The sequence below is a fragment of the Brevibacterium sanguinis genome (assembly GCF_039528855.1).
GTDB classification, from domain to species: Bacteria; Actinomycetota; Actinomycetes; order Actinomycetales; family Brevibacteriaceae; genus Brevibacterium; species Brevibacterium sanguinis.
The window spans coordinates 314,865-338,445 of record NZ_BAAAMB010000016.1 but is presented as its reverse complement, the minus strand read 5'-3'; the positions used below and the strand labels follow the sequence as shown (position 1 = coordinate 338,445).

Below are 23,581 nucleotides of genomic sequence, written 5' to 3'. Positions count from 1 at the left end.
CAGCATCAGTAAATAATATGCAGGAGGCGTGATGACCCAGGCAGTTCGTGCGATGCAGGCCGGTGGACCCGAGGTGCTCGAGTTCGGTGAGATCGAGACGCCGAGGCCGGGGCCGGGTGAGGTGCTCGTCGACGTCGAGGCGGCGGGGGTGAACTTCATCGACACGTACCGGCGATCGGGGGTCTATCCGATGGACTACCCGCATGTCGTCGGAGTCGAGGGCACGGGTCAGATCGCCGAGGTGGGCGATGGGGTCGAGACGTACAAGGTCGGCGATCGGGTGGCGTGGCATGAGGGGCCGGGGTCGTATGCCACGCAGGTGGTGGTGAAGGCGGATAACCTGCTGACCGTCCCGGAGAGCGTGAGCGCCGAGGTGGCTGCGGCGATGCCGCTGCAGGGACTGACGGCGCAGTACCTGGCGACGACGTCGCATGCGATCAAGCCGGGTGACACGGCGCTCGTTCACGCCGGTGCCGGTGGCGTCGGACTCATCCTCACGCAGATCATCAAGCATCTGGGCGGCAATGTCATCTCGACGGTGAGCACCGAAGAGAAAGCGGAGCTGTCCCGCAAGGCCGGTGCCGATGAGGTGTTCCTCTACGGCCCGGATGTCGATGTCGCGGCGAAGGTCCGTTCACTCACCGAGGGTGAGGGCGTCGAGGTGGCCTACGACGGGGTTGGCAAGGACACATTCGACGGGTCGCTGGCGTCGCTCAAGCCCTTGGGGTCAATGGTGCTCTTCGGCGGGGCGTCCGGTCAGGTGCCGCCGTTCGACATCCAGCGATTGAACTCCTCGGGCGGTATCTTCCTCTCCCGGCCGTCGCTCGCGTGGATGGTCGCGACTCCGGAGGCGTTGGCGAAGCGGTGGGCGATGGTCTCGAGCGGAGTAGAGAAGGGCTGGCTCGACTTCCGCATCGGCGAGACGTTCCCGCTGGCTGAAGCCGCCGAGGCACACCGTGCGCTGGAAGGGCGGAGGACGACGGGAAAGGTTGTGCTGAAAAGGTAGTTCGGTGAACTATCGCCAATTCCAGCATCAGTCCCGCCGATGGTGGCGGTCGCACCCATGAATGTTCGTCTTTGGCGGGTGTGACCGGCGGTAGAGCAGAGATCCAGGGAGCCGGAGTGTTGTGGCTGGAATCCAGCCATTGAGGTGGCTGGATTCCAGAGGCCAAACGGCCTAATTAAAGTTGATTACACGCAATCCCTCGGCCGGAACAGTTGAGCAACCACTCTCAGTCCGCATTTGCCGCTGGCGATGGCCTCCCCTTCTCATGGTTGCCGGTCCGATACGACTTGACATTGACTCTGGTGCCATTGCGCACCTGCGTGTACCCGCGCCGCTCATGCGGCCGCTGTCTGCGCCCCATTCCAGCCGACACCAGATGTGTGCTTGATGACAGTGTCCATGCCAACCCTTCGACAGTGCGATAGAGGCCGGTCGGGGAGATTTCCGCGAGCGGCGCGGCACCGCCGATGAGTTGCCGATCCCGCTTCGCACCGGTTTTCACCAGAGAATGGGTGTCCTCGAAGAGGATCGCGAGAAGCACGACGACGATCTTCTCAACACTCTGTTCAGCATAGGTATGGCGCCCGCTCAACGGGACCGTGACAGTGTCAAGTTGTCGACGGGATGACGCTGTCGTGATTGTCGCCTTGAGGCCAACTTCTGTGGTTTCGACAGTCATTCCGGTCAGATCGATTCGCCGCTCATCGACAGTGGTGACGACCGGCGTTTCGCACACCAGCGTCCACCGGTGGTGCACAGTCAGCTCAGACGCAAGGAAAGCGGTTTCTGCACTCACCTCATGACGTGTCGCTTTCGTCAGAGCACTATTGATGACCAAGCATGCGTCACGCCTCACTGCTACCGCAGACCACTTTGTCGACTCTCCCGGCGCTGGTAACGCCTCGGCCTGGGCTTCCAGTTTCAGCTGCTGAAATCGGGCGGAGAAAGCCGGAACTGCGGCGTGGGCTCCGATGGATCCGAGAGCGGTCAACCCATTTCGAATGACGCCTTTGACTTCTTTCGTGAGTGGACCCGGCAGGGCGATCTTCGCCAGCTGCTCGTACCTGCGAGCAGTGAGCGAACCCTCGCCGATCAAGCCGGATGCGTCCAACACCGTCGTATCCGTAAAGATGACAACGAGAGCACGGGCGCGCTCCGCGTCGGTTGCTGTCCGATACGCAAGGCGCATCACATTTCTGACGTACGACGGAATCGTCCAACTTCTTTGGTCGAACATTGTGCGCGCCCACAAGCCGACGTTGTCGCTGTGGCAGTGAACACGCAGGTGACGAACCACTTGGTTCCGCGTTGGGTTAGCGCCTTTATCGATTTGCTCTACCCAATCTTCCAACACCCTCGATGCGACAGGACTCCTCAGGAGAACCTGTCTGTGCTGTTCGGCGGTCGCTTCACCCTTACTCAACTTGAAAACAGGTGCCGCTGATTTCACTTGCCGCGGTGTGCTCGGTGACCGCCTCTCTGAGCGGGTCGGTCTACCCGGTTCGCCCCTCAGCTGCCGGAGCGCTTGGAACCGGTCAGAAACCTTGCCCGCCGCCTGTGCATGTCCCAGTTGGTTCAAGGCGGATATTCCTCGGAGAATCCAAGCGTAATGTTGCGACTCAAGCGAATCTGGGACTGCCGCCACAGCGAGCAATGACTCGACAGTCCCATGCGACTGTCCTGCATCGAGAGCGCGAGCCGGGATGTTGAGCTTCTGAACACCAGCTGCCTCGAACAGGCCTTGAATGCGCTGCCGTTCGTTTGCGGCGGTCTGAGCCGAGAGAATTCCGATCTCCACGAAACGCGGCACACTCATTCTGGAGTTGGTGAACAGGGCGTTGGCCCAAGCACCGAAGTTCTCGGCCGTGCAGTATCGACGAAAATGGCTCAAAGGGTGCCATTGCCCCCAGCGACCTGACTTAATGCCGTCATGCCAGAGCCGGGTGGCCTCCATTACGTTGATCGGCCCCTTGGCCAGGATGTTGACGTACTCTCCCGAGAAATAGGTGTCGTCATTCGCCGCCTTCGCTTGTGCTTCCCGGTTCCCCATCCCAGCTCCTGTTCAATCGTCAGTGACCCTCGACTCTGATGATGCCATGAACCCCTGACATACGTAGTCGACGCAGCCGTTCCTCGGCTACTCTGAGGACAGTGCTCTCCACGCCCCGCCCACCGAAAGACACCTGGGGCCAGACCGTCGCAGAAACTCGAACTCACCTGATGCAACAAGGACCGAGCGCTCGTTTCCACGAACACTGTCAAGTACGGCTACACGTGGGTCAGCCCGAAGGATCCTCGCTACTGCGAGACCCGCCGACTCATCATCGACGATGAATTCGCCGGCGAGCAGACACCGATAGATCCAACGCTCGCGCACGGCGATCGCATCAACCTCGAACCGCAGACTGACAACCTTCTCATCCACGGCGAATCCGCAGATGCTTTCGAAGCCCTGACTCGCGTCCCCGAACTGGCGGAGAAGTACGCCGGTCAAGTTAAGTGCATCTACAGCGACCTACCCTTCAACACCGGGGACGCCTTCGCTCACAACGAGGATAGCCTCGAGCACTCCGTGTGGCTGACGATGATGCGCGATCGTCTCGAGCACATGCAAACACTGCTCTGCGAAGACGGATCGATCTGGGTCCGCCTTCACGAGGCCGAGTCGCACCGGATGAGAGCCCTCCAATACGAGGAGTTTGGTCCGAGCAATTTCGTAGCTGAGATTGATTGGCATAAAACGTACTCACCGGGCAATCGCGCAGCGATCACACACATACAAGACACCATCCTCGCTTACGTGTAGAAGCAGCGAGACAGGTTCCAATCAGTCAGAAACCTATAGCCACGCACCGCTGTGCAAGACGTAGCGCATGCCGACCCTGACAACGATTCAGGCGGCAAATGGAAGACCAGAGACTTTTCCGCACATCTCAATGAAGCTCAGAAACCGCGTCTCAATCTGAGATACACACTGGTGACACCTGCGGAAATTAGTTCGATTTGTCTGGTTTCACGACATCGTTCACTGGTGTCTCGCGACATCGTTCATCACATGACTCACGACATCCTTCACACGATGTCCCACGACATCCTTCAGTCGATGTCTCGCGACATCGTTCACTCATGACCACCTCGAACAAGAACCGCACCATCGTCCTGGCCATCACCGAAGGCGGACTGAGCGTGCCCGAAGCCGCGACCCGCTTCAACGTCACCACCCGCTGGATCTACACCCTCCTGGCCCGCTACCGCACCGGCGGACTCGACGCCGTCGACCCCCGCCCACGCACACCCCACACCAACCCGAATGCCACTGACCCGGCCACCGCGGAGGCGATCCTCACCCTGCGCACCAACCTCACCGAAGAAGGCCTCGACGCCGGACCCGAATCGATCTGGGACCGCCTGCCCCCACAGACCCGCCCCAGCGTGTCCACGATCTGGCGGATCCTCAAACGCCACAACCAGGTCACCGCCCAACCCCAGAAACGCCCCCGCTCCTCCTGGCACCGCTTTCAAGCCGCGGCCCCCAACGAATGCTGGCAATCCGACTTCACCCATTGGCCCCTGGCCGATGGCACCGATATCGAGATCCTCTCCTGGCTCGATGACCACTCCCGCACACTCCTCCACACCAGCGCCCACCCAAGAGTCACCGGACCCATCGTCATCGACACCTTCATCACCACGATGGACGAGCACGGGCTGCCAGCAGCGACACTGACTGACAACGGGATGGTCTACACGACCCGGTTCGCGCAGGGAAAGGACGGACGGGCCCGGCAGCCCAACGGGTTCGAACAGCTCCTCGCCGATCTGCACATCGACCAACGCAACGGGGCACCGAACCATCCCACGACACAGGACAAGATCGAACGCTTCCACCAGACCCTCAAACGCTGGCTGGCCGCAGCCGGCCCCGCCGAGACCCTCACCGACCTGACCACTCAACTGCAGCGTTTCACCCACGTCTACAACACTCAGCGACCCCACCGGGCGATCGGGCGGTCCACTCCCGCCGAGGTGTACTCCGCAACCCCGAAGGCAGCACCGACGGTCGGGGCCGGGGAACAGGCGTGGAGGATCCGCTATGACCTGGTCGGGGCGACGGGAACGATCAGCTTCCGCTACGCCGGGAAGCTGCGTCACTGAGGGGTGGGGCGGGCGTATGCCGGGCGCCGGGTGATCGTGTTAGCGGTGGGCGCTGAGACCATGATCGTGGATCGACAGGCCGGAGAGATCATCGCCGAACACGTTATCGATGCCACGAAGAACTACCAGGCGAAGCGGTGAACGATGACGTGAGACATCGACTGAACGATGTCGTGAGACATCCGGTGAAAAACCGGAACGATGTCGTGAGACATACCCGGGTCAGAAAAGAGAAATGTGCCGCGACATCGAGTGAACGATGTCGCGACACATCACAGCGCCCTTTGGCGCCGGACATGCGTCATGCGCACTCATAATGGATCTGTGGCCGTTGAATCAGAAAGTTCCAGCTCGGGTCCCAATCCCCACGTGTTCGTCACGAGGGGCGATCTCACACATGTCGCCTGCGACGCATGGATGGTGCCGACGGACATGACGCTCAACGTCCTCCCTCACTGGACTGACGGCAACGAGGCGCTGCAGAACGCTATCGCAGAATTCAAGGACGACCGGTTTCTCAATGGCGAAGTTCATGCGTCCGCACCGGCCTCATGGGCGTCCCCTGCTCCCCTGCCCGTCTTCACAGCGGTGCCGTTCTTCGGTTTCGCCGACACCTCTGAATTCGCTGCGATCATTGACGATTTCGCGCGGGTTTCTGTCCACTCGTTAGCCGGCGCCGGGAGCACCTCGACGCGCCCGTTGCGCCTTCTTGCCATGCCGATCATCGGCTCAGGTGGAGGAGGCGGCGCCGATGTCATTGGAGACCTCCTCCGCGTTGTGCTCTCTGCAACTGAGGAAGCTGCTGAGCGGCACGGTGCTGACATCGTCGTTGTCGTGCGCGATGCCGCACAGATGGGCCTTGCGCAGCGAATTCGTCGTGATCGGGGCCATAGCCCTTGGAGAGAACTCTCGTCCGAAGTGAAAGCCGCGGGGCAAAAGCTGGCCAACGACTGCATTGCCGGTAATGTCGTCCCCTTCCTCGGCGCCGGAATCAGCATCTCCGCTGGAGCACCGTCGTGGAACGACCTCGTCGCGGAACTCTCGCGAACCGTCGCCGACCGACTGACAGAAGCGGAGGCAGCAAGGCTGGAAAAGAAGAACGTGCTCGATCAGGCCGAGATTCTCAAGAATCTCTTTGACAGCCCCGACGAGTTCAACGCTGCAGTTGCGAAACTCGTCAACAGACGAGCCTATGGCCTTGCACCGTCGCTCATCGCCAACCTTCCGCTCGACCAAGCCATCACTCTCAACTACGACGAACTGTTCGAGATCGCGAGCGAGGACGCAGGGTATCAGTGTGCGGTCATCCCCGGCGCAGAGGTGCCCAACGCTTCGCGGTGGCTGTTGAAAATGCACGGCAACATCGCCGACGACTCCACAATCGTCCTCACTCGGAGCGATTACCTCGGCTTCGACGCCAATCGAAATGTGCTTGCTGCCCTCGTCAAAGCGAGCCTTGTCACCAAGCGGCTCGTGTTCATCGGGTTCGGCCTCGGGGACGACCACTTCCACCAGATCCTCCACGACGTCCGCGAAATCTCTCCCCAGAACATCGCTCGCCGAGCTATGGCACTGACATTGAATGAGGACTCACTGGAACAGAAGGCGTGGAAAAACAAGATCACTCTCCTGCCGATGACACCCCACGGCACCACCATTGCGACTGCAGGACGCGTCCTCGAAATCTTCCTCGACTACGTCCTCATGCTGGCCACCGACAGCCGCGAATACCTGATGGATCCCGCTTTCGAATCGCAGCTCACCGCGCCCGAACGGCGCCTCAAGGCACTCGTCACCGAGCTCCACCAACTGCAGAGCTCAGAGTCCGACCCATCGATCGATGCAGCGATCACCGCGATCCGCGGGTTCGGTGAGCATCGGTGAAACCGATTCACTGAGCCCGCCGATACAGCCTCGCCGGCTTTCCGACCGTTCCGGTTTCGAGCCGGTCACTGGCCACGAGCAGCGGCATCATGGCACGGCGAAACGTGTCCTTCTGGGCTGTGTCCGGATCGATTGCGCTGTGAAGTCGGTGGAGCTCAAGCACTGTGAAACGCTCCCCCAGTAACCTCTCGGGATCCGGATGCTCTGCGTACGCACGCCGCAGCGCCGCAACCGCCTCGGCGACGATGAAGTCGTGATCGAAGGCCAGACCGTGAACATCAGCGACCGGAACGAGGCCGACCTCGGTAAGGTCAGAACTCGGCAGGGCGATCATATGCGCGACCGACAGCACCCGCCCTCTGTCGTCTCTGTCCACCGCGTCAAACGTTCGCAACTGGCGAGGAAAGACGCCGCGCAGACCGACTCGCTCTCGCAGTGATCGCTCCACCGCCTCGGCGAGCAGCTCACCCTCGTGAAGGAACGTCCCCGGCAGGCGCTTAATGCCGTCGCGTTCGACTGTGGCGACGCAGAGTTCCGAATCATGGACGGTGAGAACTGCCGTGTCGACGGCGACAGAAGGCCGCGGATAGTCGATCAATCGCTTGCCCAGTGCATCAGTCCACATTGCCACGTTTACATTAAAGCAGATTCGCGCTAACCTGTCTTCCGTTAGAGCACTTCTGCTTTAATCGACTGACGCAAGCATCGCGACAATGACCACGGAGGACTGAAAATGAAGCCTGGGCACCTGGACAGAGCAGCCGGAGTGATGGTCGGCCTCGCGTGTGGAGACGCGTTGGGCGCGGCCTATGAGTTCGGCGGTCCCTACTCCGCTGATATGCGAGTCGATATGACGGGCGGCGGCGCGTTCGATTGGGACCCAGGCGAATGGACTGACGACACATCAATGGCGATTCCGCTCTTGGAGGTCATCGAAACCGGTGATCGAACGCGCGATGACAATCTCCGATCCGCGGTGACACGGTGGATCGAATGGATGGAGGACGCGAAGGACGTCGGAAATCAGACGTCCGCCGTCCTCGGAGAGGCAGAACGGATCGCGCAAAGCGAACTCTGCACTATGAATTTGGCTGCTGTGAGAGCTGCTCAAGAGTTTCAGGAGCAGTTTCCCGACGCTGCCGGCAATGGTTCGCTCATGCGCACAGCACCCTACGGCCTCGTTGGGCAGGATCTCGGCTATGTCGCGAAGACTGCCGCGGGTCAGAGCGAACTCACCCACCACCATGAGGATGCAGTCACCGCCTGCGCGATCTGGTCAGCCACAATCAGACATGCCGTTGAAACCGGAGAACTCGACGTTCGAGTCGGGCTGCGAGCTAGCGTCTCCGAAGCCAGAGAACCAGCGCGTTTCAGTCTCTGGCAGACACGGATCGACGAGGCGGAGCACCATCTCCCCGACTACTTCACAGAGAACGGCTGGGTCGTACACGCATTTCAGGGCGCGTGGTCGTCGATCGTGCACACCGGACATCGATCCGACAATGACCCTGATCACCTGCGCCGAGCCCTCGAGATGGCCGTGCGCGGTGGCGGAGACACCGACACTGTCGCAGCCATCGCCGGCGGACTCATCGGCGGCGCCTACGGAGTGAGTGCGATTCCGCTGGAGTGGAAGCGAAAGATCCACGGGTTGCCCGGATGGCATGCTGAGGAGCTCGTGGAGCACGCAGTCATCGCTCACCGCACCTGGACGGAATCGCGGCCAACCGATCCACGCGAGTGGCCGTCGGCCGATCACGTCGACTATTCGAGCTGGGGACAGACCGACACGTGTGTGCAGCATCCACACGATCGCGGCGTCTACCTGGGTGGGATCGATGCGCTCGACGAAATCCCCGACGATGTCAACGCCGTTGTCTCTCTGTGTCGCATCGGTCGGAAGGACGTGCCTGATTCCATTCCTCGTGAAGATCGAGTTGCCGTCTGGTTGGTCGATTCGGACGACCCAGCGGACAACCAACACCTCGACTATGTGCTCGCCGAGGCGGCCGACATGGTCGCGCGCATGCGTGTTGAGGGGAAGACCGTGCTGGTTCACTGCGTGCAGGCACACAGTCGCACCCCAACCGTCGCAGCGCTCTACTCCGCGCGACATCTTGGAGTCGATGCCGAAACTGCGCTGCGGGATATCACTGCAGTCCTGCCGGATGCACACCCCAACCCCGCGTTCAGGTCAGCGGTCCGTCGCATCGCAGGAGGAGGTCACTCCCGTGTCAGATGACCACCTCAATGATGACGTCGAACGTTTCATCATCACCAATCTCACCTCGAAGTATGATCTCGACTCGGCCTTCCGGACTGACGACGACTACCTCGCGCGAGGCCCCTTCAAGATCCACTCCCCCGACACGAAATCGTGGCGCTGGGGTTACCGGCTCGAACAGGTCGGCGACCACCTGGTATTTCAGGACGGCAGCAGTTTCGGTCGAACCATCATGAGCGATGCTGTCAGCATTCGCGCCAGCGACAACGGTTCGATCATCTGGTTGTTCGGATTCGAAGGCAGCAAGCTCACCGTGTTCACTCTCACTGCGGCGACACTCGAGGATTACCGTCAATCGATCCCCACGGGCATCGCCGTGACGTCTTTCGACGACGGGGCACGGGTTGTGATGGCTGAACTCGAGACGAAACGGCGGGCGCAGTTCGGACTGGACTTCGACCCTGTGCTCACCGGTCGACTCGGCTTGGTATTCCGGGACGACTCCGAAACGACGACGATCGGGCTCTACCGTTTCGAACCCAACGATCGGACTCTGCGACGAGCTGACGACAAATGGCTCGAGTGCGACTTCGACGCGGACACCCGCAACATCGGTGAGAACGTCGATGTCTTCCTAGCGCCGTTCCTTGACTCCGGCGTGGCTTCCTTCGATGCGGCATCTGAGCATGGCCATTCCGCCGTGCCGCTCCACAAACTCAACCAGTTCGTCTTCCCTCAGTTCGATATCGACGGGCCTGAAGACTGGAACGAGCTCTTCAACGAATGGGACATCGTCAGCTGACGTCGCAGACGAATGACATATCTTTGGGACAACTCGCCTCTCCGGCCCGAACGGACCCGACCGTGGCCGCCAATGCTGCGCTCGGCACGATCATCGATCTGCTCTCGTCGGGCCCCGGTTCCGCATCGAAACGACCCCCAGTCTGCTCCTCAGGGGAATCGAGTGTCCGGTTCAGTATGCCGAACTTGATCGAGCCGACGGCACGAGAGGGCGCTTCTCAAGCACTTGGATAATGGGTAAGACATGGCCGAAGCCTCGGCTCACCCGAGGGTTGACGCAGAGACCGAGTGGACCCGCTGCCATGATCGTCAAAATGCCGCGGGCGGAGGAGAAGAATGCACGACGAAATCGAACCTGACTACGAGGACACCGATGCAGAGGGCTGCATCGTCACCCCCCTTGACTCCGCGTTGGACCTCGCCCTAGGTGTACGTTCATCTGATCAATACGATGCCTGTGGTCCGTTCAAGGTGCGGTCCCCCGCTGCGCATGCGAAGCAGTGGGTCGGCCGACTGGAACAGATCGGTCGACGCCCTGTGTTCCAGGATGGTCCGGCGGGGACGATTCTGAACACCGGGCTGACAATTCAGCTCTTATTGTCCGTTGACTCTCGACGAAAGGCGAGAATATGAACCTCCAGGACCGCCTGGTCTACCTGCAATCCTGGTGGGTGGCCTCCGAACTCCTGCGTCGCCACCCCGAGTTGGAACTCATCGAGACTCATCCAGGCGGGGGCCTCTATGACTGCCTGACGATCGTCAGCCGCGAACCGACAAGAAACCCTGTGCACATTGATCTCAACCGCACAGGTCGCATGGGCCGCCCCCGTTGTTAGGTCCGGTCTCTGTGTGAGTCGTCGGGTTCCATTTCGTGGGTGCAGTGGCGAGCATAGTCGGCCGGGGTGAGGTAGCCCAGCGCCGAGTGGCGTCGCACGGTGTTGTACTCGACCTTCCAGTCGCCGATGACGACCTGGGCGTGCAGCAGTGAGTAGAAGCTGTTGATGTTCAAGCACTCGTCGCGCAGGCGGGAGTTGAACGACTCGACGTAGCCGTTGAGCCACGGCGAGCCGGGCGGGATGTACGACAAGCCGGTGCGGGTGCCGGCCCAGTCGGCGATCGCCTGGCTGATGAACTCGGGCCCGTTGTCGCTTCTGAGGACCGCGGGCGGTCCGTGCAGCTTAACGAGGTCGTCGAGATGGTCGGTGAGACGGTCGGCGGTGATGGAGCGTTCCACGAGGCCGCCGAGGCAGACCCGGGTGTGCTCGTCCACGATCGACGCGATTTTGATCGGACGCCCGGCCTCGTCGACGTCGAACTGGAAGTCGATGGCCCACACCACGTTCGGGGCGCACGCCTTGGGGGCGTCCGTGGTCGAGGAGCCGATGCGCTTACGGCGACGTCGCTGGGGCACGCGTAGGCCTTCCTCGCGCCATAGCCGCTGGATCTTCTTGTGGTTGACCTGCCAGCCCTCGCCGCGGGCGTCGTGGCACGCGCGCCGGTAGCCCCAGCGGGGGTGCTTCTTCGCGTAACCGCGCAGCCATTCACGCAAGGCGGCGTCGGGGTCGGCGACGGTATCGGCCTTGAGGGTGCGCCGGTAGGCGGACCTGGATAGCCCGGTCAGCCGGCACGCCATCCGCTCGCTCACCCGCATCTTCGCGATGAGGTGAGCGACAGCGGCGCGCCTCCTGCCCGGGCCTAGAAGTTTCCCTCTGCCAGCTCCTTCAGCGCCGCCTTCTCCAGCTCTGCTTCAGCGAGCAGACGCTTGAGGGTGGCGTTCTGCTTCTCGAGCTCCTTGAGGCGCTTGGCGTCGTCGGCCTTGAGCCCGCCGTACTGGTTGCGCCACCGGTAGTACGTCTGTTCCGACACGCCCAGCTCGCGGCACACCGCCGCGACGTCCGCGCCATCGGCCAGCATCCGGTCGGCCTGTCCGAGCTTGCGCACGACCTGCTCAGGCGTGTGCCGCTTCCTCGTGTTCGTCATGATGAGACCAGTCTTCCTGCCCGCAGCAGCGAGCATCAAGACGACTCACACAACGACTGGACCTACATCCCGGGGTCAGCCCACGCATGCACATCCATAGTGCAGTTTCACCGAAACTCGACCGACACACGTGGGACATCGCAGTTCCGGTCGAATGGTCCGATGAGCACCTGCAGGACGATCGACGTAAGGTTCCGCGAGTCCTCGAGGCAGCCGTGGACCTGCAAGCACCGACGCAGACTCCGATGACCACTGAGAAGACCCTCGTGTTTCGCGTGATCTACCAACTCCTCTTGTTCGCCTTGAACGAGACACGAGATTGGGAGGCTCGTAATGCACTCTTCGACTCCGCCGGAATCGACGCAGAATGGGACCCGAACTATTTCGCTGACATCAGCTCTGCCAGAGACGCAATGGCCGACAGTTCAAAACAAGCGAATCGGCAGTCGGGTTTCTGGGCGATGCTGAGAGACGGCCGGTGTCTGGCTCTGCTGCAAGAAGACGGCACCCTCCATCGACCCGGTGCCGAACCAGAGAACATGATGCGTCTGTACGATGCCGCACACCGCGACATTCTGGGGGCTTCTCTCAAGGTGAGACAGCTCATCATTGCGCAAGCGTGACCTGGGGAAGCACACTCACCTCCACCACCGCGCCCAACAGTGGCAGGTGGACCAAGGTCTGTACCGGCTGTGAGCCCGTGATTGCCTTCAGCGCCTGCCCGTAGACGCCCAGCTGGCCCCGATAGTGCTCCCGTATATAGCCGACAGGGTCAGTGCCCGGGTACGACTTGTGGTCGACGAGGATGTGCTCTCCGGACGGCAGCATCAACCTGGTGTCGATCCAGCCCTCCATCACCTGGTCCACGTCATTGCGCCAGGCGATCGGCTGCTCGGGGAGCACCTCGGCGCCGGGATAGATGGCTGCCCCTTCCGCAGTCCGTTTGATCATGACAGTAGTAGCGGAGCGGTGGCTCCGCCAAGCGTCGGCCTCAGGCCGATCGTGGTCGAAACACCACTCTCAACGTCACGCGATCACTACCGATGTCAGCGCGTCATAGTAGTGTTCACGACACTGAACAATCACGACATGGAGAGAACGATGACTGTCACCGAGCACGAAATCAGCACCTTGGTGAAATACTGCGAGGACAACCTCGGTGATCCGACATTGTGGACCACTCCTGAAGGCTATCCGAACAGTTTGGCGCTGTGCATCATCGATTCCCTCTACTCGACGGGTTCGCACTACTCCTCGGTCGTTCGCGTCATCAATCGGTACAAGGACAAGCACGGCTCCACGGACGGCGCGCAGGCGCTCCTCGCGTCGATCAATACTGCCGGTAGCGCACAGGCGTGGGCGACCACCGTTGCTGAGAACCTCAAGCCCGCCCATACCAAACCAGGCGCTCCGCTCAAGGCGGAGATCATCGAACAGGCCGCCCAGCTCATGGTTCGCAATGGGATTGACACGGTGCCCGAACTGGTGGCCTGTGTGAGCAAGAACGACGACCCCCTCGAAAATGACGTGCACAGGGCCTGGAAGCACCTTCCCAGCCAGAGCTCAGGAGTCACCTACAACTATCTGCTGATCCTGGCCGGATTGCCCTCGGTGAAACCGGATCGGATGATCTTCCGTTTCCTGGCTCAGGCTCTCGGCGAAGCGACAGAGCTTGATCACTCGCGGGCTCGAGAACTCATCATGCGGACTGCCGAGAAAATGCAGGTCGACCCGCGAGCCCTCGACCATATTGCATGGAGAGCCGCATCCGGGCGTGAGCTCGTGGACTGAGTTCACCGTCGGGTTCGGGCCATGCTCGGCACCTGTACCCACTGCCCGTTCTGTCCTCAGCAGCAGCCCCTCGTCACTGTCAACGTGGAAAGGTCACACCAGTGAAGACCGATGTCGTCAAACCGAAAGACATCTTCTACAATCCCATTCGATTCGTCGTGCCGTTGTTCCAGCGTCCGTACGTGTGGTCAAAGGAGACTCAGTGGCTTCCGCTGTGGAACGACATCACCCGGCTCATCGAGGTCATCAACCATCACAACAAGTCAGCAACGCACTTCCTCGGTGCCATCGTGATCCAGTCGGTTCCGACTGGACTCGCAGACCTTCCGACGTGGAATGTCATAGACGGACAACAACGACTCACCACTCTCCAACTGTTTCTCGACGCATTGCATACCGAACTCAGCGACAGGTCCTGGTCGCAGCTCGCTGGCCGAGTCTTGGCCTTGGTGGAGAACCCCAGTGACTTCCGCAACGCCGACATCGATCAGTTCAAACTCTGGCCGACGAATCGTGATCGAGCAGACTTCGCTTCCGTCATGTCTGCCCCTGCACCTGTAGATTATTCTGTCCACGGCCGATCTCGCCTCGGCGAAGCGCATAGGTTCTTTGCCGACTCAATAAAAGTATGGCTTGGCGACGATGAGGACAGCGAGAAGCGGGGCCGGATGCTTGTCGCCACCGTCATGGACCGTCTTGAGGTCGCCAGCATCCGGCTCGATGAAGACGAAGACGCCCAAGCGATATTCGAGACTCTCAATGCGCGAGGGACGCCGCTCTCCGCTGCCGACCTCATCAAGAACTTCGTCTTCCAGAATTTCACCGGTCAGCCCGAGGAAGCAGAGTACGCGTATCACAGCTATTGGGCTGAGTTCGAAACTCCGTGGTGGGAGCAACTGATCACTTCTGGGCGCATCAAGAACACCCGCTCGTCATTGTTCCTGTGGCAGTGGCTCACTGCGCGGACGCTCGATGACTTTCCCATTCGCGAAGTGTTCACACAATTCAAGCACTATGTGAACACGTCATCGACGGACGTCAGTGCACTGCTCCCCCAGATAAAGAGGGCTGCCGATCGTTATCGGGGGATCATCGACCGCTCCCATGATCCGAACGGGACCCTTTCCAGAATCGAACTGTTCAGTTACCGGGTTGGTCTCCTCGATTCTGAGATCGCCCGGCCACTCCTCATCTGGCTAGACGAGCCTGAACAGGAATCAATCACGCTCACAGACCGTGAACAAATCCTGTCGATGCTGGAGAGCTGGTTCGTTCGCCGCGCACTGGTCAAAGCGTCGTCCCAAGGAACCAACCGATTCATCATTGACCTTCTTCGCCGACTGAGCTCCCAGCCGAAGCACCAACTTGTTCAGGCAACGCGCGATTATCTCGCGTCAAGTCACGTGGTGAATGGCTATTGGCCTGATGATGGAGAAGTCAGGAACGCCTTGGTGGATGCGCCGGCGTATACGAAGTATCGTCGCGATCGCCTTCGCATGGTGTTCGAAGCTCTTGAAGACTTCAAGCGTGGGTACCCCTCCGGAAGCCAGCTTGCGATGGGGCCGATTGTTCGCGGCAAGGGAACAATCGAACACCTTATGCCTCAAAAATGGCGGGAGCACTGGTCGGCAGAACTGACTCACGACCAAGAGATCGAACGCAATCGCGTTCTCCAGCGATTAGGGAACCTGACCCTTGTCACGCAGAAGCTCAACAGCAAAATCAGCAACGGATCGTGGGAGGCAAAGCGGAAGCACTTCCTCAGCTACGACGATGTCCTGCTGACGAAAGACGCACTCAACATCGGCGCATCGGCGTGGGACGAAACGACAATCGACTTGCGCACCACTCTCTTGATCGACGAAATCCTCAAAGTGTGGCCGGTCCCGCCTGATCATGTCGGACTCACCATCGAGGTGCCGTCTCAACTGATAACCGCCACAGTGGATGTCGCGCAGCTGGTCGCTTCCGGATGGATAGAAGCCGGAACCGAGCTCGTGCCCCGGAATCGCAAGTATGCAGATACGTCTGCAACAGTTGCACAAGATGGCCGGCTGTACATTGGCGATACCCCGTTCCAAACTCCAACCGCCGCTTCTTTTTCCGTCTACGGAGCTGCCAACAACGGATGGTGGTGGTGGACCGTCAGATCAACCGGCAAATCGCTTCACGACGTGAGGGCTGAGTTTGTTGCCAGCCTCGGCGAGGATGAGATCAGCATGGAAGAACCGGTTGACGACGCCGTCGTCGAATGAGCCGGCCGCGGTGACGTCTCCGGGACTCCAGCCACCATGATCGGCCGTCAGACGCCCCCGCATTCTCGTCAGAACATTCGGTGTCAGTACCGACTCGTAGTGTTGTGGTCAGGAACTCGCAGAGAGGCAGCATGATGAAAACCCGAGTGGACGAGCAGTCGCCGACGTCGACGTCTGATGAGTCGTTGCCGATTGACCAATCGAGCGAAGTCACGTCCACTTCAGCAGGCGGTCGCCTCGCGACTGCGCAGCATGAAAATGTCGATGTGCTCGCAGGACCTCGAGATCCATTCGTCTCATCCCTTGAGTCATGGTCAAGTCTGGAGGTCAACCCTTACCTCTGGCAGTGGCAGGCGGAGTCACTCGATGCTTGGCATAGTGCCGGTTGCAGAGGCGTCATAGAGGCAGTGACCGGCTCGGGTAAGACGATGATCGGCATCACTGCCGCGTTCGAGGCCTTTCGTCAGGGCATCAAGGTCCTCGTGTTGGTCCCGACGGCAGAGTTGCAGGCTCAATGGCAACGACGCTTGCTCGAGACGCTTCCCCAGGCAACCGTCGGCACCCTGGGAAACGGTCGACGCGATTCGCTGGGTTCGTGCGACATCCTCGTAGCGATCATCAATTCTGCGACGCGAGAGACACTGCTCAATGTTCACTCCGAAGGTCTGCTCATCGCAGATGAGTGCCACCGATATGCTGCTCCGACCTTCGCGAAGGCTCTCCACGCCGATTTCAAGTACAGGCTGGGGCTGACCGCGACATACCGACGCCCAGACAACGCAAGTGCGGCAGTGCTCGACCCGTATTTCGGTGGAGTCGTTTTCCAGTTGTGGTATGACCGGGCACTCTCGGACGGGGTGATCGCTGAGTTCGATGTGGCGTTCGTCGGGGTGACGCTGACGGACGACGAAAGAGCAGCCTACCAGTTGGCCAGTGCAGCGGTGAGCAAACTGGGGATGTCGTTGAAGAACAAGCTTGAACTTCAGCATGCTCCCTACGAAAAGTTCGCTCGAGCAGTTCAAAGTCTGGCCGCACGCAAGAACGACCAGTCACCCATTGCGTTTATGGCCAGGAAGTATCTCGAAGCCGTGGTCAAACGCCAAAAGGTGCTGACTAATGCGAAGCACAAGATGGAGGTCCTGCGGGGCATCGCCCCTGTGATCGCCGAATCACGAGGGACCATCGTATTCTCTCAGACGGTCGATTCCTCGACTCGTGCCACCCATCTCCTCATGCGTGAGGGTATTGAGACTCGCGCCGTCTCATCAGAGTCAAAGCCATACGAGCGACGTGGGGCGTTGCAGCTGTTTGCCAATGGAATCGCGAAAGCACTGTGCGCACCGCGGATCCTCGACGAGGGCATCGATGTCCCGGATTCCGATCTGGCTGTGGTGCTGTCTGGCAGCAAGCAGCCAAGACAGACGATTCAACGTCTCGGCCGTGTGATTCGACGGAAGTCCGATGGTCGCCACGGTCGCTTCGTCGTTCTCTATGCGAAGAACACGATTGAGGACGAGGAGCGGAATCGAGACCAACAGTTCGGCCCCATGCTGCCGTTCGCACGGCGTCAAGCTGACTTCCATCAATCTCAGCAGAGGGAACTGCGCAAGTTCTTGCGCGCTCGAATCAACGACGTTCCGAACGTTGAGGACGAGAGTGGAACCGGCGAAGTCGCTTCCATCCCACAGCTGCTTGCCGCGATCGAGAGCGCTGGACCCGATCAGGCAAGCGGTGGTTCAGTCCCCAGGGAGATTCCTCGAACCATTCCCCGTGATCAAAAGACGATCATCCTTCGAAAGGACGAGGATGATGAGCCGATTGAGCAGCTCGGCGCAATTCCGGATACAGAAGATCTCGTCGGTGTCTACCTCACGCAGATTGGGGGTCATCCGCTGCTCAACGCGGAACAGGAAGTCGAATGCGCCAAACGCGTTGAAGCAGGCCTGTACGCCAGTCACGTGCTGAGCAAGGGTGAGTACTCGACACGCAGAGAACGTCTCGATCTCGAATGGGTCGTCGCTGATGGTGAGGTTGCCTTCGACCAAATGATCCGCTCTAACCTCCGTCTCGTCGTATCGATTGCCAAGCGCTACGCCGGGCGCAAGATGGCGTTTCTCGATCTGATCCAGGATGGCAACCTGGGACTCATCAGAGCAGTGCAGAAGTTCGACTACACGAAGGGCACCAAGTTCTCGACCTACGCGACGTGGTGGATTCGTCAAGGCATCACGCGCGGATTGGGCGACTTCTCGAATACGATTCGCTTACCCATCCATTTGCTCGAAAAACTGCCAGAGTATTGGAAGTGCAACGCAACGGAGGAGTCACGCGAAGCGTGCGCTCACGATCACTCCGCGGCTGAATCTGCCCTGCGTATACAGCCACTCTCGCTCGATGGCTACCTGGAAATGCAGTGGGACAGGCACTACCGCGAAAGCAGTTCAGCATTCGATGATCGGATCGTCGACCCCAGCGTGTTCACCGACGACCCAGAGGATGTTGTCCTTGAAGCTGAATTGGCAGCGAAGGTCAACGAGCTGGTCGATACATTGCCCGTACGAGAGGCGGAGATCATCCGGCGCCGATTCGGCTGGTATGACGACGCGCCGCAAACTCTTGACACGATCGGCCAGCATTTCGAGGTGACCCGCGAACGGATTCGCCAACTTGAAAAGATATCTCTTGAGCAACTGCGCGAAGCAGTCCATACCTCGTCGAATTCGACCGTGGCGACGAGTCGTGACGGTGACGATCTCAAGCCCAGCCGAATAGCAGACAATTGAATCAGGGCATTTGTCCGGAACAGAATCGCTGGTTTGCGACACTCTTCCCTTCACAAGAGCTCGTCTCAGCGTCAATGCTTGTCTGCATGCACCTTGGTCGGTTCCAGAAGGACTCGGAAGGACTCCTGCAGTTCCACATTCACCAGGTCTCACCGAGTGTAGTCAGGCGCGCCGAGCCCAGTCCGCTCCGGGTTCTGGAGCACCCATGACACTGCTGTTTCAGTGAGCACGTCGACAGCCGCCGGGTCGCATCGACCGCCGCTGACCTCTTTGATCGCCCGATCCACCTTCCGCAGAGCCTGCCCTTTTAGCGGCACACCGGTGCGCACGTATCGCGCATATGCCTGCACCATCGCGTCGAAATCGTCGTCCCAGTTCGCTCCGCCATTGTTGAGCAACTCGTAGCCGACGCGACCCGCGATGCGAATGACTTCGCCCTGCACGCTCTCGGCTGGACCGTTCCCCGGCACAAGCATGTCCCAGAGCTCCGAGAACTGCTTCTTCCACCCGGTCGCTGTCACAGTGATGGGCTCGCCCCTGGCGAGTGAGCGCGGGCGCGATGGCTGCTCGATGTCGAACATCTTCAGCAGTGCGATCATCGCATCAACGGTCTCAGGCCGCGCGTTTCCTGCCGCTTCGAAGCGGCGAAGTTCCTTCATCGCTTTCGACAGGTACGGTCGCGCGTCCTTGCTCAGTTCTCCTCCGCGCTCGACGAGGAGCTCGACGACCGGCAGACCCTGTTCGACCTTGAAGGGGTCGCAGCGAATGGCCGCAAGGTCGAGGGCGGTCCACCCCATCGTGTCCTCCTCGTGAAGCGCCGAAATCGCGCCGGCGTCGAAGAGAAGTCTGACGATGCCAAGACGGTGTTTCTCGGCCGCCGCGGCCAGTGGCGTGTGCGTGCTTCCGGAGCGGATCGGATCGGCACCCCGTTCCACCAGTTCACGGACGACCTCGACGTCCCCGGCTCGGGCACGCGTAACCAGCGGCGAGTTCCCGAAGCGGCTTTCTGCCTCGATATCGGCTCCCTGGTCAAGCAACCAGCGCACGCCGTCAACGTCCACGGTGCTGAAGGCGAGCGCCGTCTGCTTGTCATACCCACCCCGGGCATCGACTGACCGTCGTTCGAAGATCTCCTGCAGTTCAATGAGCGTGTACGGTTCTCCGAACTCGCGGAAGTCCTTCGGTAAGGTCACGAGCTTCTTCGCCATGGCTCTCCTTCATCCACCGTGAAGTGCGGCTACCCTCAGTACTCTCAGGCTATCCGGTGCCTCAGTGCCGGAGCCAGGATTAATGCGGCAATGACTCCGCCAACCAACAACACCCATGTCCCGACACGCATGAAGATCTTGAACTACAGGGCCCGTGGCACTACCCCACCGACCTGTACGAAACCCATCCCCGCACCTGGTCCTCGAGGACCGTGAGCGGCACGCTGCCCAGGCTGAGCACGAAGTCGTGGAAGTCCCTGATCGAGAATGACTCCCCCAGCGCATCCTCGGCCTCGGCGCGCAGCTTCTCGATCGTCAGCTGCCCCAGGTAGTACGCCGTCGCCTGTCCGGGCCACGAGATGTATCGGTCGATCTCGGTGATGATCTCGTGTTCGGCGATCGCCGTGTTGGCCCGCAGGAAGTCCTGCGCCTGTTCGCGACTCCACCCCAGTGCATGCATGCCGGGATCGACGACGAGGCGCACCGCCCGCCACATCTGGAACGACAGCATCCCGAGGCGCTCATACGGCGTCTCATACATCCCCATCTCATCGCCGAGACGCTCACAATAGAGCCCCCACCCCTCCCCGAACGCAGAGATGTAGAGCTTGCGGAACTCGGGGAGATCAAGCTCTTCGGCCTGCGACAGCTGGAACGAATGCCCCGGCGCCGATTCGTGAAGCGTGAGCGCCGGCAGCGAATAGAGCGGCCGCGCAGGCAGGTTGTACGTGTTGACCAAATACCGGTCCGGCGCCCCACGACCGAACGTGTCGAAGGGCGCGATCTCACTCGGCGTCTCCATGATCGCGAAACGCTGTCGAGGCAGCCGCCCGAAGTACTGGTGCACGACCCGGTCGAAGGCCTTGCACGTGTAGGCCGCCTCGGCGAGAAGCTGTCGCGGAGTCGTCGCATAGAACTGCGGATCGGTGCGCAGATGCTCGAACAGCCCCGGCAGATCACCGGCATACCCGACCTCGGCCGCGATCTCCTCCATCTCCGCACGGATCTTCCTCACCTCGGACTGCCCGAGGTCGAAGATCTCCTCCGGGGTGAGATCCGTCGTCGCATACTCCCTGATCTGCGACCGATAGAACTCAAGGCCCCCGGGCTGATCGGCAGCCGCGATCGACTCCGGAAGATGCGGCAGATACTCCTCGGTGAGAAACGCCAGCAGCTCCCGATACGCCGGAACCACCTCGGCGCCGAGCACCCGGACCGCCTCCTCCCGCAGATCCTCGCGAACGTCGACCGGCATCACCGCCGGCAGCCGATCGAACGGCCCGAAGAACGCGAGCTCGGTAACATCAGCCGCCTCGGCGACAGCCCTGACCGGCACCTCCCGCCCGACCATGCTCACCCGCGCCGGACCGAAGCCCCGGGCGACACCGGCGCGCATGTTCTCGATCTGCTGGGCGAAGTGCCGCGGAATGTCCCGCAGCATGCTCAGGTAGTCCCGCGCCGCCTCGGCGTCCTCCAGGACGAGCCGATAGCCGACGAAGGCGAGATTGCGCCAGAACGCCGAATCCGCCGTCGCCGGACGCTCCCACATCCGATGCCGCTGCGCCTCGACAAGCGCCTCGACCTGCTGGCGGTAGACGAGGAAATCGACCGTCTCCTCCGCGGAGAGCTGCGCGACATCGATCGCCTCGAGGGCGACGAGAGTCTCCTCCCACCGCTCCTGCCGACGCCGCTGCGCTTCCTCACCGACGTCGGGCAGGAAGTCGACGACCGTGGCCATGTGCGTGAGCGGACCGAACTCCGCCTCCCGCCACGACCACTCCGCCTCGATGATCTCCACAAGAACAGCACCCTCGGCTGTCCTCTCCGCTGCCGACTCACTCACGTCGGTCCATTCCCTTCCCATTCCACTGTCCTCGCGCGTCCGGCCCGCTCCCGTCGACCGTGCTCAGAGCACTGTCCAGAGCACAGTCCAGCGCACGGTCGAACGGGACACACCGTCACACCGGCTGATTCGACTCCGGCTTCTGTCCACCGAGGGCGGCCCACGCCACGAAATCCTCGATGTCCGCAAGCTGATCGACGCGCACCTGCTGATTGACGTACATCATGTGCCCGGCCGGGTAGTAGCGCCGCACGATCTGATCGTGGCCCTCCGCGGAGATCCGCAGATGAGCGAGCACATGCTCCGAGGCGGCGAACGGCGTCGCGGCATCGTGGTACCCGAAGCCGACATGCACCTTGAGATCCGGGTTCATCCGCATCGCCGACGCCAGATCCTCCGCGGTGTTGACGAGCGCGTTCTCGAACTCCTTGAACGACCACGGATGAACGCGACCGGTGAGCACCTCATAGGTCAGGTCGGTCTCGTACCCGAGCTCGGCACGGAGCAGCTGGTTGATGCCCACGGTGTACGGGTACTGGATGATCGGGTAGGCCGGATCATCACCAAGGGTCCCCGCCGAGACTTTGCCCGGATGCGCGGTGAACCGCGCATCGAGCCGCCCGACCCGCAGATGCTCATCGCGGAGGAGCTCCGCGAAGAACGTGACATCGTCGATCCGCAGATCAGCGAGCCGCACGAAGTCCTCGCTGACTCCGATCAGCTCGGCCAGCCGCCGTCCGACGTCTGCGCGTTCGGTCTCGCCGAGGCGGTGGCCCCGCTCGAGGGCGCGACTGTAGTCCCCGTAGGCGAACTCGGTGGCCTCGGCGACGACCTCCTCGACGCTGCGGCCGGGATGTTTGCCGTGGTAGTGCGCCGCGGCGGAGAATGTCGGCAGGAAATGGGCGTAGGGTGCCTCATTGCCCTCGTTGAAGATCAGCGTGCCGAAGTCGAGGACGGCCGAGATGAGGATGATCCCGTTGAGCGCGATGCCGTGGCGGGTGGCGAGATGGCCGGCCAGGGCCGCCGCCCGCGTCGTCCCGTACGATTCGCCGGCGAGGAACTTCGGTGAGATCCACCGGTTGTTCCGGCTCAGCCACAGTCGGATCACCTCGCCGACGACGTCCCGGTCACCGGTGAAGCTGTGGAAGTCCGCCGGCTTCTCCCCCTCCGCGGTCCGCGAATAGCCGGTGGTCACAGGGTCGATGAAGACGAGATCGGCGTAGGCGAGGGTCGTCTCGAGGTTGTCGACGAGCCCGTAGGGCGGCGGGGTGCGATCGCCGACGTCGTTGGTCACGACCCGGCGGGGGCCGAAGAGGCCGATGTGCAGCCACGCCGAGGAGGATCCGGGCCCGCCGTTGAAGACGAAGATCACCGGCCGGGCGGGATCCTGACCGCCGTCGTCGGCGACCGCGGTGTAGGACGTGAGGAAGATCTGCGCCTTGGGCTTGAGGCCTTCGAAGACTCCGTCCTCGACGACCTCGGCGCCGACGACCATCCGTCCCGTCTGCGCCCGGTACCTCAGTGTCCCGGTCGGCAGGGCGAGCTCATGGTCGGTGACGACGAAGTCATCGACCGGATCCGGCTTCTGCGGTGCGGCATCCGCAGGCTGGGTCTGCGTGGGTGTATCCGACATCATGTCCTTTCGCCGAGG

Annotated in this window: 19 protein-coding genes; 12 read left to right on the top strand and 7 right to left on the bottom strand. The window is 61.2% G+C overall.

Annotation, left to right across the window (positions count from 1 at the left end):
• The first annotated feature begins 31 nt into the window (after positions 1-31).
• Positions 32-1,006 (top strand): quinone oxidoreductase family protein, encoded by a 975-nt coding sequence (locus ABD154_RS17515; RefSeq protein WP_344251777.1) that lies wholly within the window; start codon positions 32-34, stop codon positions 1,004-1,006.
• Positions 1,007-1,232: 226 nt separating this feature from the next.
• On the opposite strand, the gene ABD154_RS17510 is transcribed toward ABD154_RS17515, so the two are convergent.
• On the bottom strand, positions 1,233-3,056 hold the full coding sequence (locus ABD154_RS17510) for a hypothetical protein (RefSeq protein WP_344251776.1): 1,824 nt from the start codon (positions 3,054-3,056) through the stop codon (positions 1,233-1,235).
• A gap of 270 nt (positions 3,057-3,326) precedes the next feature.
• Here ABD154_RS17510 and ABD154_RS18015 point away from each other — a divergent pair, with 270 nt between their 5' ends.
• The 3 genes from ABD154_RS18015 (at position 3,327) to ABD154_RS17500 (ending at position 7,045) form a co-directional block, all read left to right on the top strand.
• On the top strand, positions 3,327-3,812 hold the full coding sequence (locus tag ABD154_RS18015; protein ID WP_425546743.1) for a DNA methyltransferase: 486 nt from the start codon (positions 3,327-3,329) through the stop codon (positions 3,810-3,812).
• 320 nt (positions 3,813-4,132) lie between these two features.
• Positions 4,133-5,161, top strand: coding sequence for an IS481 family transposase (locus ABD154_RS17505; RefSeq protein WP_344251775.1), 1,029 nt, complete (start codon positions 4,133-4,135; stop codon positions 5,159-5,161).
• Between the two features lie 432 nt (positions 5,162-5,593).
• The gene (locus tag ABD154_RS17500) at positions 5,594-7,045 is read left to right on the top strand and encodes an SIR2 family protein (RefSeq protein WP_344251774.1); all 1,452 of its coding nucleotides are present in this window, start codon (positions 5,594-5,596) and stop codon (positions 7,043-7,045) included.
• 7 nt (positions 7,046-7,052) lie between these two features.
• Here the strand turns inward: ABD154_RS17500 and ABD154_RS17495 are convergent, their stop codons facing one another.
• A complete protein-coding gene (locus ABD154_RS17495; RefSeq protein WP_344251798.1) occupies positions 7,053-7,670 on the bottom strand; it encodes an NUDIX hydrolase in 618 nt (205 codons plus the stop codon).
• Between the two features lie 108 nt (positions 7,671-7,778).
• On the opposite strand from ABD154_RS17495, the gene ABD154_RS17490 reads away from it, so the two are divergent.
• The 4 genes from ABD154_RS17490 to ABD154_RS18010 all read left to right on the top strand — a co-directional run bounded on the left by ABD154_RS17490 (position 7,779) and on the right by ABD154_RS18010 (position 10,906).
• Positions 7,779-9,287 carry an ADP-ribosylglycohydrolase family protein gene (locus ABD154_RS17490; protein ID WP_344251773.1) on the top strand — a complete coding sequence of 503 codons (1,509 nt, stop codon included), beginning with the start codon at positions 7,779-7,781 and terminating at the stop codon, positions 9,285-9,287.
• On the top strand, positions 9,277-10,071 hold the full coding sequence (locus ABD154_RS17485; RefSeq protein WP_344251772.1) for a hypothetical protein: 795 nt from the start codon (positions 9,277-9,279) through the stop codon (positions 10,069-10,071). The genes ABD154_RS17490 and ABD154_RS17485 overlap by 11 nt, the downstream gene beginning before the upstream one ends.
• Before the next feature lie 335 nt (positions 10,072-10,406).
• Positions 10,407-10,703, top strand: coding sequence for a hypothetical protein (locus ABD154_RS17480; protein ID WP_344251771.1), 297 nt, complete (start codon positions 10,407-10,409; stop codon positions 10,701-10,703).
• Positions 10,700-10,906 carry a TY-Chap2 family putative peptide chaperone gene (locus tag ABD154_RS18010; RefSeq protein WP_425546740.1) on the top strand — a complete coding sequence of 69 codons (207 nt, stop codon included), beginning with the start codon at positions 10,700-10,702 and terminating at the stop codon, positions 10,904-10,906. Before ABD154_RS17480 ends, ABD154_RS18010 begins: the two co-directional genes overlap by 4 nt.
• On the opposite strand, the gene ABD154_RS17475 is transcribed toward ABD154_RS18010, so the two are convergent.
• A protein-coding gene (locus tag ABD154_RS17475; RefSeq protein WP_100227560.1) for an IS3 family transposase occupies positions 10,903-12,050 on the bottom strand; the annotation gives its coding sequence in 2 pieces (ribosomal slippage) (positions 10,903-11,780 and positions 11,780-12,050; 1,149 coding nt in all). The two genes, ABD154_RS18010 and ABD154_RS17475, sit on opposite strands and share 4 nt — an antisense overlap.
• Positions 12,051-12,136: 86 nt before the next feature.
• Between ABD154_RS17475 and ABD154_RS17470 the strand changes: the two genes are divergently transcribed.
• Positions 12,137-12,673, top strand: a complete 537-nt coding sequence (locus tag ABD154_RS17470) for a TY-Chap2 family putative peptide chaperone (RefSeq protein WP_425546739.1) — start codon at positions 12,137-12,139, stop codon at positions 12,671-12,673.
• On the opposite strand, the gene ABD154_RS17465 is transcribed toward ABD154_RS17470, so the two are convergent.
• Complete coding sequence (locus ABD154_RS17465) at positions 12,657-13,001, bottom strand: PD-(D/E)XK nuclease family protein (RefSeq protein ID WP_344251767.1); 345 nt, start codon at positions 12,999-13,001, stop codon at positions 12,657-12,659. The two genes, ABD154_RS17470 and ABD154_RS17465, sit on opposite strands and share 17 nt — an antisense overlap.
• Positions 13,002-13,151: 150 nt before the next feature.
• Here ABD154_RS17465 and ABD154_RS17460 point away from each other — a divergent pair, with 150 nt between their 5' ends.
• The 3 genes from ABD154_RS17460 (at position 13,152) to ABD154_RS17450 (ending at position 18,879) form a co-directional block, all read left to right on the top strand.
• Positions 13,152-13,841 carry a hypothetical protein gene (locus ABD154_RS17460; protein ID WP_344251765.1) on the top strand — a complete coding sequence of 230 codons (690 nt, stop codon included), beginning with the start codon at positions 13,152-13,154 and terminating at the stop codon, positions 13,839-13,841.
• Between the two features lie 101 nt (positions 13,842-13,942).
• Positions 13,943-16,096 carry a GmrSD restriction endonuclease domain-containing protein gene (locus tag ABD154_RS17455; RefSeq protein ID WP_344251763.1) on the top strand — a complete coding sequence of 718 codons (2,154 nt, stop codon included), beginning with the start codon at positions 13,943-13,945 and terminating at the stop codon, positions 16,094-16,096.
• A gap of 146 nt (positions 16,097-16,242) precedes the next feature.
• Positions 16,243-18,879, top strand: a complete 2,637-nt coding sequence (locus ABD154_RS17450; protein ID WP_344251762.1) for a sigma-70 family RNA polymerase sigma factor — start codon at positions 16,243-16,245, stop codon at positions 18,877-18,879.
• Between the two features lie 149 nt (positions 18,880-19,028).
• On the opposite strand, the gene ABD154_RS17445 is transcribed toward ABD154_RS17450, so the two are convergent.
• From ABD154_RS17445 to ABD154_RS17435, 3 genes are all read right to left on the bottom strand, one after another.
• The gene (locus ABD154_RS17445) at positions 19,029-20,087 is read right to left on the bottom strand and encodes an ankyrin repeat domain-containing protein (RefSeq protein ID WP_344251761.1); all 1,059 of its coding nucleotides are present in this window, start codon (positions 20,085-20,087) and stop codon (positions 19,029-19,031) included.
• A gap of 160 nt (positions 20,088-20,247) precedes the next feature.
• The gene (locus ABD154_RS17440) at positions 20,248-21,930 is read right to left on the bottom strand and encodes a DUF885 domain-containing protein (protein WP_344251760.1); all 1,683 of its coding nucleotides are present in this window, start codon (positions 21,928-21,930) and stop codon (positions 20,248-20,250) included.
• A gap of 115 nt (positions 21,931-22,045) precedes the next feature.
• On the bottom strand, positions 22,046-23,563 hold the full coding sequence (locus ABD154_RS17435; protein ID WP_344251759.1) for a S10 family peptidase: 1,518 nt from the start codon (positions 23,561-23,563) through the stop codon (positions 22,046-22,048).
• Positions 23,564-23,581: the final 18 nt, after the last annotated feature.

What these genes read in the sequence shown, in the direction of transcription:
- ABD154_RS17510 (WP_344251776.1), bottom strand. Translation starts at nt 3,056, where the DNA reads ATGGGGAACCGGGAAGCACAAGCGAAGGCGGCGAATGACGACACCTAT.
- ABD154_RS17505 (WP_344251775.1), top strand. Translation starts at nt 4,133, where the DNA reads ATGACCACCTCGAACAAGAACCGCACCATCGTCCTGGCCATCACCGAA.
- ABD154_RS17480 (WP_344251771.1), top strand. Translation starts at nt 10,407, where the DNA reads ATGCACGACGAAATCGAACCTGACTACGAGGACACCGATGCAGAGGGC.
- ABD154_RS17435 (WP_344251759.1), bottom strand. Translation starts at nt 23,563, where the DNA reads ATGTCGGATACACCCACGCAGACCCAGCCTGCGGATGCCGCACCGCAG.
- ABD154_RS17445 (WP_344251761.1), bottom strand. Translation starts at nt 20,087, where the DNA reads ATGGCGAAGAAGCTCGTGACCTTACCGAAGGACTTCCGCGAGTTCGGA.
- ABD154_RS17515 (WP_344251777.1), top strand. Translation starts at nt 32, where the DNA reads ATGACCCAGGCAGTTCGTGCGATGCAGGCCGGTGGACCCGAGGTGCTC.
- ABD154_RS17460 (WP_344251765.1), top strand. Translation starts at nt 13,152, where the DNA reads ATGACTGTCACCGAGCACGAAATCAGCACCTTGGTGAAATACTGCGAG.
- ABD154_RS17500 (WP_344251774.1), top strand. Translation starts at nt 5,594, where the DNA reads ATGACGCTCAACGTCCTCCCTCACTGGACTGACGGCAACGAGGCGCTG.
- ABD154_RS17490 (WP_344251773.1), top strand. Translation starts at nt 7,779, where the DNA reads ATGAAGCCTGGGCACCTGGACAGAGCAGCCGGAGTGATGGTCGGCCTC.
- ABD154_RS17470 (WP_425546739.1), top strand. Translation starts at nt 12,137, where the DNA reads ATGCACATCCATAGTGCAGTTTCACCGAAACTCGACCGACACACGTGG.
- ABD154_RS17495 (WP_344251798.1), bottom strand. Translation starts at nt 7,670, where the DNA reads ATGTGGACTGATGCACTGGGCAAGCGATTGATCGACTATCCGCGGCCT.
- ABD154_RS18010 (WP_425546740.1), top strand. Translation starts at nt 10,700, where the DNA reads ATGAACCTCCAGGACCGCCTGGTCTACCTGCAATCCTGGTGGGTGGCC.
- ABD154_RS17465 (WP_344251767.1), bottom strand. Translation starts at nt 13,001, where the DNA reads ATGATCAAACGGACTGCGGAAGGGGCAGCCATCTATCCCGGCGCCGAG.